Here is a 12,061-nt window from a genome sequence, read left to right as displayed (position 1 = left end):
CGTGACTGACATCAAGAAGACGGCCGGGGAGCCGGGCACTCCCCCGGCCGGCCCGGAGGCCATCAAGGCCATCCCGGTCCGGCACTACGGACGATACGTTTCCGCCGTCATCGCGATCGCGATCCTCGTCGCGATCGTCTACGCGTTCGGCCAGGGCAGGATCAACTGGCACGCGGTGCCGGACTACTTCTTCGACGACCGGATCATGACCGGTGTCGGCAAGACCCTCCTGCTGACGGTCCTGTCGATGGTGATCGGCATCGTCGGCGGCATCGTCCTGGCGGTGATGCGCCTGTCGAAGAACCCGGTGACCTCCTCGATCGCCTGGTTCTACATCTGGTTCTTCCGCGGCACCCCGGTCCTGGTCCAGCTGTTCCTCTGGTTCAACCTGGGCCTGGTCTTCGAGTACATCAACCTGATGCCGCTCTACAAGGACCACTGGTCGAACTTCATGACGCCGCTGCTGACGGCGCTGCTCGGCCTGGGCCTGAACGAGGCGGCGTACATGGCCGAGATCTGCCGGGCCGGCCTGCTCGCGGTGGACGAGGGCCAGACCGAGGCGGCCCACGCCCTGGGCATGAGCCACAGCAAGACCCTGCGCCGGGTGGTCATCCCGCAGGCGATGCGCGTGATCGTGCCGCCCACGGGCAACGAAGTGATCAACATGCTGAAGACGACCTCGCTCGTGGCGGCCGTCCAGTATCCCGAGCTGTTCCGCTACGCCCAGGACATCGGCCAGAACTCCGGCGCCCCGGTCGAGATGTACTTCCTCGCCGCGGCCTGGTACCTGATCATGACCTCGGTCCTGAGCGTGGGCCAGTACTACGTCGAGCGCTACTACGCCCGCGGCTCCAGCCGCAGCCTCCCGCCGACCCCGTGGCAGAAGATCAGGGCCCACCTGACGACCCTGTCGAGCAGGAAGGTCACGGCATGACCGACAAGCTGAGCAAGACGCAGGACACCCCGCCGACGGGGACCGTCCCGATGGTCAAGGCGCAGGGCGTCCACAAGTCCTTCGGTCACGTCGAGGTACTCAAGGGCATCGACCTGGAGGTGAAGCCGGGCGAGGTCTTCTGCCTCATCGGCCCCTCCGGCTCCGGCAAGTCGACCTTCCTGCGGTGCATCAACCACCTGGAGAAGATCAACGCCGGGCGGCTGTACGTCGACGGCGAGCTGGTCGGCTACCGCCAGCAGGGCGACAAGCTGTACGAGCTGCGTGACCGCGAGGTCGCGACGAAGCGCCGGGACATCGGCATGGTCTTCCAGCGCTTCAACCTGTTCCCGCACATGACCGCCCTGGACAACGTCATGGAGGCGCCGGTCCAGGTGCGGGGCGTGAGCAGGGCGCAGGCCCGCGAGCGGGCGATGCAGTTGCTGGAGCGCGTGGGACTGGCCGACCGGGCCGGGCACTACCCCTCGCAGCTCTCCGGCGGCCAGCAGCAGCGCGTGGCGATCGCCCGGGCCCTCGCGATGGACCCGAAGCTGATGCTGTTCGACGAGCCGACCTCGGCCCTGGACCCGGAGCTGGTCGGTGACGTCCTGGACGTCATGCGTGACCTCGCCGAGTCCGGTATGACCATGGTCGTCGTCACCCACGAGATGGGCTTCGCCCGCGAGGTGGGCGACAGCCTGGTGTTCATGGACGGCGGTGTGGTGGTCGAGTCCGGCCACCCGCGGGAGGTCCTGACCAACCCGCAGCACGAGCGGACGCAGTCGTTCCTGTCGAAGGTGCTCTGACGCTTCGCCGGGGAAGGGCGGTACGGGACGCCCGTACCGCCCTTCCCCATGCCGCTACGGCAACAGGTCCGGCTTCAGTGCCAGTTGCCGCAGCTGGGCCCGGGTGAGCGGGAACGTCTTGAGCACCGGGCCCTGCGAGCCCCGGCCCGCGAAGCCGGTCCAGTCACGGATCTCCAGCACCGTGCCGTTCCTCAGGAGCAGGCGGGCGTTCAGCTCGGGACCGCTGTAGGCGGGCTGGACCGCCTTCTGCGCGGGCCACCGCCAGATGGTCAGCAGGGCGCCGCCGGCCACCTTCTCGCCGGTGCAGTCCTCCTTTCTGGGGATCTCGTGCGGGAAGGCGCACGGATCGGGGTCGACGTCCTCGGCCTTCTCGGTCACCCGGACCGTGAGATAGCCGGTGCCCCCGTCGCGCTCGAGCGCGTAGTCCCCGTCGTAGGGCCCGGTCCTCTTCCCGCCGAGCGGTTTCTTCGTCCCCTTGATGAGCTGTCCCAGCGACACCTCCCGCACCTTTCCGGCGTTCGGCGGCAGCAGCTTGCCGAACCCGGCCTCCTCCGCGGTCGGCGAGGCGGCCACGCTCTGCTCCCCCCGCCCGGGCAGCCCCCCGGTCCCGATGGCGCCCCCCGCCGCGACCACGGCCGCGACCGCGGCCGTCACCGCCGCCCGGCGGCGCCTGCGCACCCGGGCTGCCCCTGCGAAGACGGCCTCGCCGCCCCGCCCGGCCGGCACCGGCACGTCGTCGACGGCCCTCCCGAGCAGCTCCCGTACCGCCATGTCGTCGTCCCTCATACGTGCTCCTCCCGCACCGCGGCCTTCAGTGCCGCCAGTCCCCTCGCCGTGTGGCTCTTGACCGTGCTCTCCCGCATCCCGAGCAGTTCGGCGGTGGCGGCCACGCTGAGGTCCTCCCAGTAGCGCAGTACCAGCACCGCCCGCTGCTTGGGCGCGAGCCCCGCGAGAGCGGCCCGCACCATCAGTCCGGTGTCGTTGTCCTCCGGCCTTCCCGGCACGTCGGGTACGTCGCCGTACGCCTGCTCGCGCCGCCAGAACCGGCGGCGGGCCGAGATGAAGGTGTTGACCAGCGTTCTGCGCGCATAGGCCTCGAGGTTCTCCAGCCGCCCGTGCCTGCGCGCGCCGAGGACGACCTTGACGAGGGTCGTCTGGACGAGGTCCTCCGCCTCGTCGCGGTTGCCGCACAGCAGGTAGGCGCTGCGGAACAGCGCCGTGCGTCTGCCCTCGACGAAGGCGTGCAGAGCCGCTTCCGCGCCCCGCGTCATCCCTCCCCCTTTCCGCCGGTCCACCGGATACGGACCGTCTCACCGGTACCAGTGCGGTGGGCGGGCGCCGGGGACGCGGAAGAGGCGGTACGAATTTCTCGTACCGCCTCCGCAGCTGTCCCGTACCGCCTGCGCGGCCCTCCCGTGCCGCCCCCTCGGTGGGGCGGCGGCCGGCCTACTTCAGCGCCAGCAGCAAGGTGTCCGACGGCGAGCACCACACCGGCCGGGCCTCGCCGAAGCCCTTCTCGCGCAGCACCCGCGCGTGCCAGGCCGCCGAGGGCGTGTCCCCGTCGGCGTGCTCGCCGTAGATCTCGAAGCGCCGGGCGGTCGGTTCGGCGAGAACGGGGTCCCGGCCCGCGACCTGCCACCACTCGGCCCAGTCCAGGGCCCCGTCGTGCTTGGCCTGATCCATGCGCGCGTGGCGCCGGGCGCGCTCGGCCGCGTTGATCCGGGGCGTCGTCTCGTCGATCATGTGGTCCGCGTTCATGAAGACACCGCCGTCGCGGACGAGTTCCGCGACCTGACCGTAGAGGGCCGCGAGGGGTTCGCTGTGCAGCCAGTGCAGGGCGGTGGCGGTCAGGACGGCGTCGTAGGAGTCGTACGGCAGCTTCGCCGGCCAGTCGGGATCCTTGAGGTCGGCCGTGACGAAGGAGACGCGGTCGTCGCCCTCGAAGGTGCCGCGCGCGATGGCGAGCAGGGCCGGGTCGAGGTCGACCCCGGTGCTGGTGGCCTCGGGGAAGCGGGCGAGCAGCCGGGCGGTGATGCTGCCGGTGCCGCACGCCAGGTCGAGTACGCGCGGGGCCGTGCCGACGAGCGCCTCGACCATGTCGAGCATGATCCGGAAGCGTTCCTCGCGGTCCGGCATGTACCACTCCTGCTGCCGGTCCCAGCTCTCCTGCCAGGCCGCCCAGTCGGTTCCCGTACTCGTGGTCATGGAACGCCGTCTCCCCTCGTTGCGCGTAATACCCTGGATGCACGACCGGCTGTTACCCGACCGCAGACATGACCATAGAGCGCCACCGTAAGGACTACAAGTGGAACTGGCCTATTACTCGGATTACGCCGTACGTCTGGTCAACAGCGAGGAACCGGCCCGGGGCAAGGACTCCCTGACCGCGGTCGAGGCCGTCCGCGACCTCTTCGGCGCCAACTCGTCGGCGGCCCGCCGCGCCACCGACGCCGACGTCACCCGCTTCCGCTCGGTGCGGGCCCGGCTGCGCGCGGTCTTCGAAGCGGCCGACAAGGGCGACGAGACCCTCGCGGTGGACCTCCTCAACTCACTGCTGCTGGAGTTCCCGGTCAGCCCGCAGATCTCCGGGCACGACCATCGCGACGAGGACGGCCGCCCGCTGTGGCACATGCACCTGGCCGACCATCCCTCCAACGCCACCGCCGGCTACGCGGCGATCGCGGCGATGGGCCTGGCGTTCCACCTGACCGAGTACGGCGTGGACCGCCTCGGCCTGTGCGAGGCGTCCCCCTGCCGCAACGCCTACCTCGACACCTCCACCAACCGCTCCCGGCGCTACTGCTCCGACCGCTGCGCGACCCGCGCCAACGTGGCCGCCTACCGGGCCCGCAAGCGCCTGGAGGCCGACCGGTCGGAGAAGAGCGGCCGCGCGGCCGAGAGCACCCAGCGCACCAGCGTCAGCGGCGAGCGCTGACCGGCCGGCAGGGGCCGGTACCTGAACCGCGCCTTGCCCAGGATCAGTTCGTCCGGCACGACCCCGTAGTCGGTGCTGTCCCCGCCCGCGTACGGATTGTCCCCGAGCACCCACCAGCCGCCCTCGCGCCGCTCCACGGCACGCTTGACGACCAGCAGGTCCTGCTGGAACGGATGACGCAGGACCACGACGTCCCCCGCTCGGATCACCGCCCCGTACTGCAGCAGCAGCCGGTCACCGTGCCGGAGCGTGGGCACCATGGACGGGCCGGTCACCTCGGCCACCCCCAAGGGCGCCACGGCCCTCCCCCGTTCGGTCTCCTGCGACAGCTCCGGCATCACCGGCACCTCCCCGGTCCGTTCCTCCACCAGTCTCAGTCTCACCCTGGACTTTTGTCCTAAGCCCTAGGGGGCACCCGAGAAATCGCCTTCCTCAGGGAGTAATGTCGCACCTGAGAAGACGATCACGAGGAAGGAATGCTCCATGCTTTCCCGCCTGTTTGCCCCCAAGGTCAAGGTCAGCGCCCACTGCGACCTGCCCTGCGGCGTGTACGACCCGGCCCAGGCCCGCATCGAGGCGGAGTCGGTGAAGGCCGTCCAGGAAAAGATGGCCGGCAACGACGACCCCCACTTCCAGGCGCGCGCCACCGTCATCAAGGAGCAGCGCGCGGAGCTGGCGAAGCACCACGTCTCCGTGCTCTGGAGCGACTACTTCAAGCCCCCGCACTTCGAGAAGTACCCGGAGCTGCACCAGCTGGTCAACGACACCCTGAAGGCCCTCTCGGCCGCCAAGGCGTCCACCGACCCGGCGACGGGCCAGAAGGCACTGGACTACATCGCCCAGATCGACAAGATCTTCTGGGAGACCAAGAAGGCGTGATCCCCTTTTACGCCCTCTGACCTGCGATTTCTTTAGTTGCAGTGTCTCCCTTTCCGCACCCGGTCCGCAGGCCGCCGAGCACGGCGTCCATGGCGGTCCGGGTGCGGTCTTCTTCGCCCGGCCGCAGATGGGGTGTCCGGCGGCATCACCGTCTCGTCGTACGCCTCCACGGCTTCCTGGCCGAGCCGCCCGAAGCGCGCGACCGGACTCACGCCACGTCGTGCCGGGTGGCGATACTGGTCACGGTGACCTCGACGGTGACCCGCTCCACGGCATCGAGGGCGGCGAGGCCGGAGGTGACGGCGGCCCCCACCCGGTCGTGGACGTTCTGGGCCACGTCCAGCGCCCGCCAACCCTCGGACAGGACGCAGCGCACCTCGATGTGCCATCCCGAACCGTCCGGCGACCGGCCGGCGCGGATGCCCGCCTCGGGCGCGCGGTGCGGCGTGGCGTCCGTCCGGGTGCTCGCGGCGGCTGCCGCCAGGCGATGGGAGAAACGGGGTTGCAGGCCCGCCACCCCGGGAACCGCGAGGGCCGCCTCGACCGCGGCGCCGAGAAGCGTGGTCGTGCGGATGACGGTCATCACGCACCGCCGGCGGGCGTGAGGCCGAAACGGAGGGGCGGTTCCGGCTCCAGGACGTCGACCACGGTGATGTCGACGGCCGTCACGGCGAGGCCCAGGTCCTGTCCGGCCGAGTGGAGGATCGATCGGCGCACCTGGTGGACCCGGTCGGGCAGCGGGCGGTCAAGGGCGGCGGCCAGGGTCATGGCCACCCGGACGTCGGTGCCTTCACCCACGCGTACGAGCCGGCAGGTCGCGGCCCTGGCACCGGGAACCGTGTCCGCGGCCTGCCGGAGTATCTTCGCCGCGGCGCTCTCGGCGATCCGCAACTCCCGGTCCGGGTCGGCCAGGGGCAGCAGCCGCCCGAGCCGTACCTCTGCCCTGACGATGTTCATGACACGGCCGGCGAGTGCATGGAGGCCGGGCGTGTCCTCGGCGCGCAGCGCTCGGGTGGCCGCGTTCACCGCGGCCAGTCCCTCGGCGGCCTCGCGGCAGTGAGGGCAGGAGAGGGTGTGCGGGTCCGCGTCCGGCGCCGTGTCCCGGGCCTGTTCCCAGACCCGGCTGAGCAGCCGGCCGCAGGGCAGCACCTCGTCACCTGCGAACGGGGGGACGTCGGTGGCGTCCCGCTCGGAACCGGTCCCGTCGGACCCGAGAGGTTCGGAAGGCCGCGCGTGCGGGTCGTCTAGCGCCATGGGCCCATCGCCTCCTGCAAGGATCGGCGTGCCCTGAACAGTCTGCCGCGCACCGTCTGTTCGCTGGCCCGCGTCACATGGGAGATCTCCTTGTAGGACAGGCCCTGCACCTCCCGCAGGATCCAGCAGAGTCGCTGCCCGGCGTCCAGATCGCCGAGTGCGCGGGACAGGGCGGCGGTCGCCGCCTCCTGCTCGGCGGACCGGGCGGGCTGGCTCCAGGCGTCTTTCGCCGCGGGCTCGGCGACGGCGTCCAGCGAGAGGGGCGGCGGCCGGCGACGGCGCATGGTCAGACAGCGGTTGACGGTGATCCGGTACATCCAGGTACGGAACTCCGCGCTGTGGCGGTATTCCGGCAGTCGCCGCCAGGCGCTGACGAAGGCGTCCTGAACCGCCTCCTCGGCGTCCTGGGGGTTGCCGAGCATGCAGCGGGCCAGGGCGAGGAGGGGTCGGCCGTGCCGCTGGACGAGAACGGCGAAGGAGTCCTCGTCCCCCTCGGCCGCCCGTACAGCCAGCAAGCCGTCCGGCAGGTCACGTCCCCTCAGGTCGCGGTCCGGCGATGGTGAGACAGCGCTTTCGATCATGGCACCCCACAAGGCTGGGACCGTCCGTGTACCCGACGGGCCGCATGTGACGCACATCACATTCCATGCATGTGAGGAATGCGGCGCCCGATGTGTCCAACCTTTCGAAGGGCACCGCACCGGTGTCCGAGCGACCGATCGAGGCGACCGCCATGACGGACAACATCACCAGCGTCGGCGGGGGCAACCGGCCCGAGGCGGGCGTGAGCGCGCTCAAGGGCCGCACCGGGGCCGGGGCTCCGGCCGAGACACGGGGGAAGACCACCATCGCGGACGGTGTGGTGGCCAAGATCGCGGGCATGGCCGCCCGCGAGGTACCGGGCATCTACAGCCTGGGAGCGGGGATGGCCCGCGCCTTCGGCGCCATGCGGGAACGCGTCCCCGGAGGCGGAGGCGGGGCCGTCACGCGGGGAGTGAAGGTCGAGGTCGGCGAGCGTCAGGCCGCCGTGGACCTGGACGTCGTCGTCGAGTACGGCGTCTCCATCGTCGACGTCGCCGGCGGCGTGCGCACCAATGTGATCAGCGCCGTGGAGCGGATGACGGGCCTGGAGGTCGTCGAGGTGAACATCGCCGTCGACGACGTCCACCTGCCCGACGAGGAGGAAGAGGCCGAACCGGACGAGGGCCGCGTGAGGTGATCCGCCGCCGCGCCCTGAGCGGGCGCGGATGATCGCGCGCACGGTGACGCACCTGCGCGAGACGGGTGAGTGCGAGATGAACGCAGCAATGACGGGCCTCGCGGCCGGCATGGCCCTCGGCTTCGCCGGCTACTTCGGCGGCTTCTGGGCATTTCTGCTGGTGCTGGTCCTGGGCGCGGCGGGGCTGATCGTCGGCCTCGTCGTACAGGGCGACCTCGACCTCCGTACACGGAGGCAGCGGTGAAGACCCGGCCCGCTCCCCCGGGCGAGGGCTCGAGCCCGCCCGCGCCGGCCGCCGGGCTGCCACCCCCGGCCGAGCGGGGCGCCACCGTCATCCCGGACCGGGTCGTCGCCCGTATCGCCACCCAGGCCGCACGCACGTCCCAGTCCCGGCACGCCGCCGTACCGCCCGACCGCGGCGGACCGCCGGCGCCGAGTGCCTCCGCCGCCGTCCGTACCGGATCGGTACGCCTGCATCTGACCATGGACCTGCCCTACCCCACCGACATCCCCCGTGTCTGCCAGCGGATCCAGCAGGACGTCGCCGAACGGGTCGCCCAGCTGACCGGCCTGCGGGTGGGACAGGTCCTCCTCACCGTCCGGCGGCTGGTGACCGTCGCCGACGCGAGCCGGGGGCGGGTCCAGTGAGCGGCCACGCGGCCCGGGTCGCCGGGCACGCCGTGGAGGAAGGGCGATCGCGATGACACCCGATCCCGGTCCTCCGGGCCGCGACTCCGCATCGTCCGCGCACCGTGGCGCCGTGCCGCTGACGAAGGAGCCCGACCCGCCCGAGCGCGGCGTGTCCACCTCGGACCTCCCACCCGGTGAGGGCGACAGAGGGCACCGAACCCACCGCAAGTGGTCCGCGCGTCGCATCCCGGCGGCGCTGGTCGCCGCGGTGATCCTCGTGGCCGCGGTCGCGGCGCTGGTCGACGTCATCGCCGTACGGGCGGGACGTCCGGCGGCGGCCTGGCGACGGCATCTCGCCGACGAACTGGCCACCCGCCCGGTGGACGACGTGTGGATGCTGACGGGAGCCGCCGTGGCCGCCGCCGTCGGCGTCTGGCTGATCGTCCTGGCCCTCACGCCCGGTCAGCGCCGCCGGCTGCCCCTGCGCTCCCCCGCCGGCTACCCCCGACTGCGGGCCTTCCTGGACCGTGACGGCGCCGCCGGTCTGCTGCGTGACGCCGCGATGCGTGTCCCCGGAGTCGCCTCGGCGCGCGTCCGGGTGCGCCGCCACCGCATCAGAGCCCGCGCGGACGTCCGCTTCCGCGACCTCCAGCAGGTGAAGGACGACCTCACCGCCGTTCTCGACGAGGAACGCGACCAGCTGGCCCTCGCTCGTGACCCCCGCATCGTCGTACGGGTGCGGCAACGCACCGACTGACCGACAACCGCACCACCGGGAGCCCGCACCATGACGCCGCGATCCGCACTCAACCGCAGTCTGCTGGCCCTCGCAGGACTGGTTCTGCTCGGCGGCGGACTGCTGATCCTCTTCGCCGGGCTCGACCTCTACCGGCGGCACGATCTGGTCCCGCCCGCCGGCTGGCCCCTGACCGCCCCGGACGACGTCCTGCTCGGCTCCGCCGACCGGGCACGCTGGAGCGGCCAGGGCTGGTGGTGGTGGCCCGCGGTCATCGCCGCCCTCGCCCTCACCGCCCTGCTCGCCCTGTGGTGGCTGCTCGCCCAGCTGAGCCGACGCCGCCCCGGCTCCCTGCCCGTCGGCGGCACCCCACCGCAGGAGGGCGTCGAACTGCGCGACCGCGCACTCAGCGACGCGATCGCGGCCGAGGCCGGTGCCCTGCCAGGTGTCGACCACGCGGCCGTAGACATCACCGGCCGACCAGCCCACGCCCGCACCCGCGTCCGGCTCGCCCTCACCCCTGAGGGCGCGCCCGGCGCCACCCTCGGTGCCCTCTGCGGAGGCCCGCTCAGCACCGCCCGTCGGTCCACCGGCCTCCCTGACATGCCCACCGAGGTCCACCTGCAGGTCACCCGCCACAGAGCACACCGCGTGGAGTGAGGAGCAAACCGGCCGTTCCCGTCCCAAGGCCCCCGCGAATCGCAGTTCGAAGGGGAACCGGAACCACTCCCCGAAGGAGAGATCATGATCATCCTGGGCATCATTCTGCTCGTCGTCGGCTTCCTCACCGGCATATCCATCCTGTGGACCATCGGGATCATCCTGGCGGTCATCGGAGCCATCCTGTGGATCCTCGGCGCGATGGGACACGCCGTCGCCGGTCGACGCCACTACTGGTGATCGGGTCGGGCCCCGCAGGGCAGTGACCCGGGGCGCGGGCAGGCCGGCAGCCGCCACGGACCCCACAAGACGTTCGAGCGGCGGATGACGGCGGAGGCGGGATCACGACGGACGACGCGACGCTCCTGCTGCTGATCGAGTGGCGCGGCTCAGGCCGACCGGTCTCACGGCGACAACGGGGTTGAAAGCCATCCGTCCTGATCACGTGTGACATGCCACGTCTTGGCGTAATGGGCACTTCGGGTTGGTCGGCCGCGTCACTCTGGAAGGGTCGATCACGGTCGTGTCGGGAGCCCGTGTGTACGGATCAGTTGAGAGGGTCGAGCGGATCGGCCGTGACCGCCGAGGGGCCCCGAGCGCGTCGGGTCGGGGGCCGCATCCGCGGCCCGAGGTCAGCGGGACCATGGTGACCGAGACTTCGAGGGCACCGGTGCGAGAGCGCGGCCATGGCACAAGGTGAGCGGCGACCGGGCAACGGCATGACGGACCGTTCGGAAGGGTTCGGTGAGCGGCTGCTGGGGGTGCTGCTGGACCGGGCACACGAGATGCCGCCGCAGCTGATCGCCCCGCTGATCGCGGAAGAGGTGGCCAGGGTCGGTGGCCGCGACGTCTCGATCCTGCTGCAGGACTACGGCCAGCTGGTGCTGGTGCCGCTGCCGGGTCGGCGGCTGACGGTCGGCGAGCCCGAGCCGATCGGCGACTCTCCCGCCGGCACCGCCTTCCTGCAGGCGACCACTGTCGAGGTGCCGCAGCCCGACGGCGTCCGGATGTACCTACCGCTGCTGGACGGCAGCGACCAGGTGGGAGTGATGGGCCTCACCCTGGACGCCGTCGACGACGACGACCGGCGGCTACTGCGCAGGCTCGCCGGTCTGGTGGCCGACATGCTGGTCACCAAGCACAGCTACACCGACCAGTTCTTCCTCGCCCGGCGCCGCGAACCGATGAGCGTGGCCGCCGAGATCCAGTGGTCCCTGCTGCCGCCGCTGGCGATGTCCGTCCCGCAGGCAGCAGTAGCCGGAATCCTGGAGCCCGCCTACAGCGTCGCAGGCGACAGCTTCGACTACGCCCTCAACGAGGACATCCTGCACCTGGCCATCGTCGATGCGATGGGCCACGGCCTGGACGCCGCCACGATGGCTACCGTGGCCGTCGGGGCCTACCGGCACGCCAGACGTGCCGACATCGGCCTGTCCGAGATCTATGCGTTCATGGACCGGGCCATCGCCGACCAGTTCGGGCCCGACCACTTCGTCACCGCGCAGATGATGCGTCTGAACATCGCAACGGGCCATCTGCAGTGGGTCAACGCGGGCCATCCCGCACCGCTGCTGATCCGCAACCACCAGGTCGTGCGGCAACTGACAGGCCCGACCACCTTGCCGGTCGGCTTCGGCGGTGAAGAGCCCCAGATCAGCGAGCAGGTGCTCCGACACGGCGACCGGGTGCTGTGCTTCACCGACGGCCTGATCGAGGAACACAAAGCCGGTGAAGAGCAGTTCGGCGAGGAGCAACTCATCCACTGGGTCAACCGCATCGAACACACGGAAAAGGGGGTACGCGCGGTGGTGCGCGCACTCTCCCACGCTCTGAAGCAGCAACGGGGCGGCCGCACCAGCGACGACGCGACCCTCTTCCTGATCGAGTGGCGCGGGGGCGCCGCCGACCACCTCGCCCTCCTGGAGTGAGCCGACAGCCGCACACCACCATGGACATGGCCCACGGCACGCTGACCGTTCCACTCCCGCCGCTGCCCGCCAACTCCCTACCG

18 protein-coding genes are annotated in these 12,061 nt (G+C 71.2%); 11 read left to right on the top strand and 7 right to left on the bottom strand.

What is annotated here, in order from left to right; genetic code table 11:
* The first annotated feature begins 1 nt into the window (after position 1).
* Both ACZ5CW_RS35680 and ACZ5CW_RS35675 read left to right on the top strand, forming a co-directional pair.
* The gene (locus tag ACZ5CW_RS35680; protein WP_468608939.1) at positions 2-934 is read left to right on the top strand and encodes an amino acid ABC transporter permease; all 933 of its coding nucleotides are present in this window, start codon (positions 2-4) and stop codon (positions 932-934) included.
* Between the two features lie 50 nt (positions 935-984).
* Positions 985-1,737 (top strand): amino acid ABC transporter ATP-binding protein, encoded by a 753-nt coding sequence (locus ACZ5CW_RS35675; RefSeq protein ID WP_468609055.1) that lies wholly within the window; start codon positions 985-987, stop codon positions 1,735-1,737.
* Positions 1,738-1,791: 54 nt separating this feature from the next.
* Here ACZ5CW_RS35675 and ACZ5CW_RS35670 read toward each other — a convergent pair whose 3' ends face one another.
* From ACZ5CW_RS35670 to ACZ5CW_RS35660, 3 genes are all read right to left on the bottom strand, one after another.
* Positions 1,792-2,523: a hypothetical protein gene (locus tag ACZ5CW_RS35670; RefSeq protein ID WP_468608937.1), complete on the bottom strand. Its 732-nt coding sequence runs from the start codon at positions 2,521-2,523 to the stop codon at positions 1,792-1,794.
* The gene (locus tag ACZ5CW_RS35665) at positions 2,520-3,008 is read right to left on the bottom strand and encodes a SigE family RNA polymerase sigma factor (RefSeq protein ID WP_468608935.1); all 489 of its coding nucleotides are present in this window, start codon (positions 3,006-3,008) and stop codon (positions 2,520-2,522) included. The genes ACZ5CW_RS35670 and ACZ5CW_RS35665 overlap by 4 nt, the downstream gene beginning before the upstream one ends.
* A 175-nt stretch (positions 3,009-3,183) precedes the next feature.
* On the bottom strand, positions 3,184-3,942 hold the full coding sequence (locus ACZ5CW_RS35660; protein ID WP_468608933.1) for a class I SAM-dependent methyltransferase: 759 nt from the start codon (positions 3,940-3,942) through the stop codon (positions 3,184-3,186).
* A 100-nt stretch (positions 3,943-4,042) separates the two neighbouring features.
* Here ACZ5CW_RS35660 and ACZ5CW_RS35655 point away from each other — a divergent pair, with 100 nt between their 5' ends.
* Entirely contained in the window at positions 4,043-4,672 is a 630-nt protein-coding gene (locus ACZ5CW_RS35655) for a CGNR zinc finger domain-containing protein (protein WP_468608931.1), read from the top strand.
* Here ACZ5CW_RS35655 and sodX read toward each other — a convergent pair.
* Positions 4,576-5,010, bottom strand: a complete 435-nt coding sequence (gene sodX / locus ACZ5CW_RS35650) for a nickel-type superoxide dismutase maturation protease (RefSeq protein WP_468609053.1) — start codon at positions 5,008-5,010, stop codon at positions 4,576-4,578. The genes ACZ5CW_RS35655 and sodX overlap by 97 nt on opposite strands.
* Positions 5,011-5,155: 145 nt before the next feature.
* On the opposite strand from sodX, the gene sodN reads away from it, so the two are divergent.
* Complete coding sequence (gene sodN, locus ACZ5CW_RS35645) at positions 5,156-5,551, top strand: superoxide dismutase, Ni (protein ID WP_004983535.1); 396 nt, start codon at positions 5,156-5,158, stop codon at positions 5,549-5,551.
* A gap of 208 nt (positions 5,552-5,759) precedes the next feature.
* Here sodN and ACZ5CW_RS35640 read toward each other — a convergent pair whose 3' ends face one another.
* The 3 genes from ACZ5CW_RS35640 to ACZ5CW_RS35630 are packed head-to-tail and all read right to left on the bottom strand — an operon-like array spanning position 5,760 to position 7,386.
* Positions 5,760-6,134 (bottom strand): Asp23/Gls24 family envelope stress response protein, encoded by a 375-nt coding sequence (locus ACZ5CW_RS35640; RefSeq protein ID WP_468608928.1) that lies wholly within the window; start codon positions 6,132-6,134, stop codon positions 5,760-5,762.
* Positions 6,134-6,805, bottom strand: a complete 672-nt coding sequence (locus tag ACZ5CW_RS35635) for an Asp23/Gls24 family envelope stress response protein (protein ID WP_468608926.1) — start codon at positions 6,803-6,805, stop codon at positions 6,134-6,136. Before ACZ5CW_RS35635 ends, ACZ5CW_RS35640 begins: the two co-directional genes overlap by 1 nt.
* The gene (locus ACZ5CW_RS35630; protein ID WP_468608924.1) at positions 6,796-7,386 is read right to left on the bottom strand and encodes an RNA polymerase sigma factor; all 591 of its coding nucleotides are present in this window, start codon (positions 7,384-7,386) and stop codon (positions 6,796-6,798) included. Before ACZ5CW_RS35630 ends, ACZ5CW_RS35635 begins: the two co-directional genes overlap by 10 nt.
* Positions 7,387-7,538: 152 nt before the next feature.
* On the opposite strand from ACZ5CW_RS35630, the gene ACZ5CW_RS35625 reads away from it, so the two are divergent.
* From ACZ5CW_RS35625 to ACZ5CW_RS35595, 7 genes are all read left to right on the top strand, one after another.
* The gene (locus ACZ5CW_RS35625) at positions 7,539-8,024 is read left to right on the top strand and encodes an Asp23/Gls24 family envelope stress response protein (protein WP_468609051.1); all 486 of its coding nucleotides are present in this window, start codon (positions 7,539-7,541) and stop codon (positions 8,022-8,024) included.
* A 76-nt stretch (positions 8,025-8,100) separates the two neighbouring features.
* The gene (locus ACZ5CW_RS35620) at positions 8,101-8,268 is read left to right on the top strand and encodes a hypothetical protein (RefSeq protein ID WP_365723434.1); all 168 of its coding nucleotides are present in this window, start codon (positions 8,101-8,103) and stop codon (positions 8,266-8,268) included.
* On the top strand, positions 8,265-8,672 hold the full coding sequence (locus ACZ5CW_RS35615; protein ID WP_468608921.1) for an Asp23/Gls24 family envelope stress response protein: 408 nt from the start codon (positions 8,265-8,267) through the stop codon (positions 8,670-8,672). The genes ACZ5CW_RS35620 and ACZ5CW_RS35615 overlap by 4 nt, the downstream gene beginning before the upstream one ends.
* Before the next feature lie 52 nt (positions 8,673-8,724).
* Positions 8,725-9,411: a DUF6286 domain-containing protein gene (locus ACZ5CW_RS35610; protein WP_468608919.1), complete on the top strand. Its 687-nt coding sequence runs from the start codon at positions 8,725-8,727 to the stop codon at positions 9,409-9,411.
* Between the two features lie 30 nt (positions 9,412-9,441).
* Positions 9,442-10,050 (top strand): alkaline shock response membrane anchor protein AmaP, encoded by a 609-nt coding sequence (locus ACZ5CW_RS35605; protein ID WP_468608917.1) that lies wholly within the window; start codon positions 9,442-9,444, stop codon positions 10,048-10,050.
* A gap of 84 nt (positions 10,051-10,134) precedes the next feature.
* A complete protein-coding gene (locus ACZ5CW_RS35600) occupies positions 10,135-10,290 on the top strand; it encodes a DUF6131 family protein (protein WP_468608915.1) in 156 nt (51 codons plus the stop codon).
* A gap of 446 nt (positions 10,291-10,736) precedes the next feature.
* The gene (locus tag ACZ5CW_RS35595; protein WP_468608912.1) at positions 10,737-11,978 is read left to right on the top strand and encodes a PP2C family protein-serine/threonine phosphatase; all 1,242 of its coding nucleotides are present in this window, start codon (positions 10,737-10,739) and stop codon (positions 11,976-11,978) included.
* The last annotated feature ends 83 nt before the right edge of the window (positions 11,979-12,061 follow it).

It is taken from the genome of Streptomyces sp. NPDC031379 (assembly GCF_055569615.1).
This window is presented reverse-complemented; position numbering and strand designations above follow the sequence as displayed.

What these genes read in the sequence shown, in the direction of transcription:
- ACZ5CW_RS35605 (WP_468608917.1), top strand. Translation starts at nt 9,442, where the DNA reads ATGACGCCGCGATCCGCACTCAACCGCAGTCTGCTGGCCCTCGCAGGA.
- ACZ5CW_RS35600 (WP_468608915.1), top strand. Translation starts at nt 10,135, where the DNA reads ATGATCATCCTGGGCATCATTCTGCTCGTCGTCGGCTTCCTCACCGGC.
- ACZ5CW_RS35625 (WP_468609051.1), top strand. Translation starts at nt 7,539, where the DNA reads ATGACGGACAACATCACCAGCGTCGGCGGGGGCAACCGGCCCGAGGCG.
- ACZ5CW_RS35595 (WP_468608912.1), top strand. Translation starts at nt 10,737, where the DNA reads ATGGCACAAGGTGAGCGGCGACCGGGCAACGGCATGACGGACCGTTCG.
- ACZ5CW_RS35610 (WP_468608919.1), top strand. Translation starts at nt 8,725, where the DNA reads ATGACACCCGATCCCGGTCCTCCGGGCCGCGACTCCGCATCGTCCGCG.
- ACZ5CW_RS35665 (WP_468608935.1), bottom strand. Translation starts at nt 3,008, where the DNA reads ATGACGCGGGGCGCGGAAGCGGCTCTGCACGCCTTCGTCGAGGGCAGA.
- ACZ5CW_RS35635 (WP_468608926.1), bottom strand. Translation starts at nt 6,805, where the DNA reads ATGGCGCTAGACGACCCGCACGCGCGGCCTTCCGAACCTCTCGGGTCC.
- sodN (WP_004983535.1), top strand. Translation starts at nt 5,156, where the DNA reads ATGCTTTCCCGCCTGTTTGCCCCCAAGGTCAAGGTCAGCGCCCACTGC.
- ACZ5CW_RS35620 (WP_365723434.1), top strand. Translation starts at nt 8,101, where the DNA reads ATGAACGCAGCAATGACGGGCCTCGCGGCCGGCATGGCCCTCGGCTTC.
- ACZ5CW_RS35660 (WP_468608933.1), bottom strand. Translation starts at nt 3,942, where the DNA reads ATGACCACGAGTACGGGAACCGACTGGGCGGCCTGGCAGGAGAGCTGG.
- ACZ5CW_RS35630 (WP_468608924.1), bottom strand. Translation starts at nt 7,386, where the DNA reads ATGATCGAAAGCGCTGTCTCACCATCGCCGGACCGCGACCTGAGGGGA.
- ACZ5CW_RS35670 (WP_468608937.1), bottom strand. Translation starts at nt 2,523, where the DNA reads ATGAGGGACGACGACATGGCGGTACGGGAGCTGCTCGGGAGGGCCGTC.
- sodX (WP_468609053.1), bottom strand. Translation starts at nt 5,010, where the DNA reads ATGCCGGAGCTGTCGCAGGAGACCGAACGGGGGAGGGCCGTGGCGCCC.
- ACZ5CW_RS35640 (WP_468608928.1), bottom strand. Translation starts at nt 6,134, where the DNA reads ATGACCGTCATCCGCACGACCACGCTTCTCGGCGCCGCGGTCGAGGCG.
- ACZ5CW_RS35675 (WP_468609055.1), top strand. Translation starts at nt 985, where the DNA reads ATGGTCAAGGCGCAGGGCGTCCACAAGTCCTTCGGTCACGTCGAGGTA.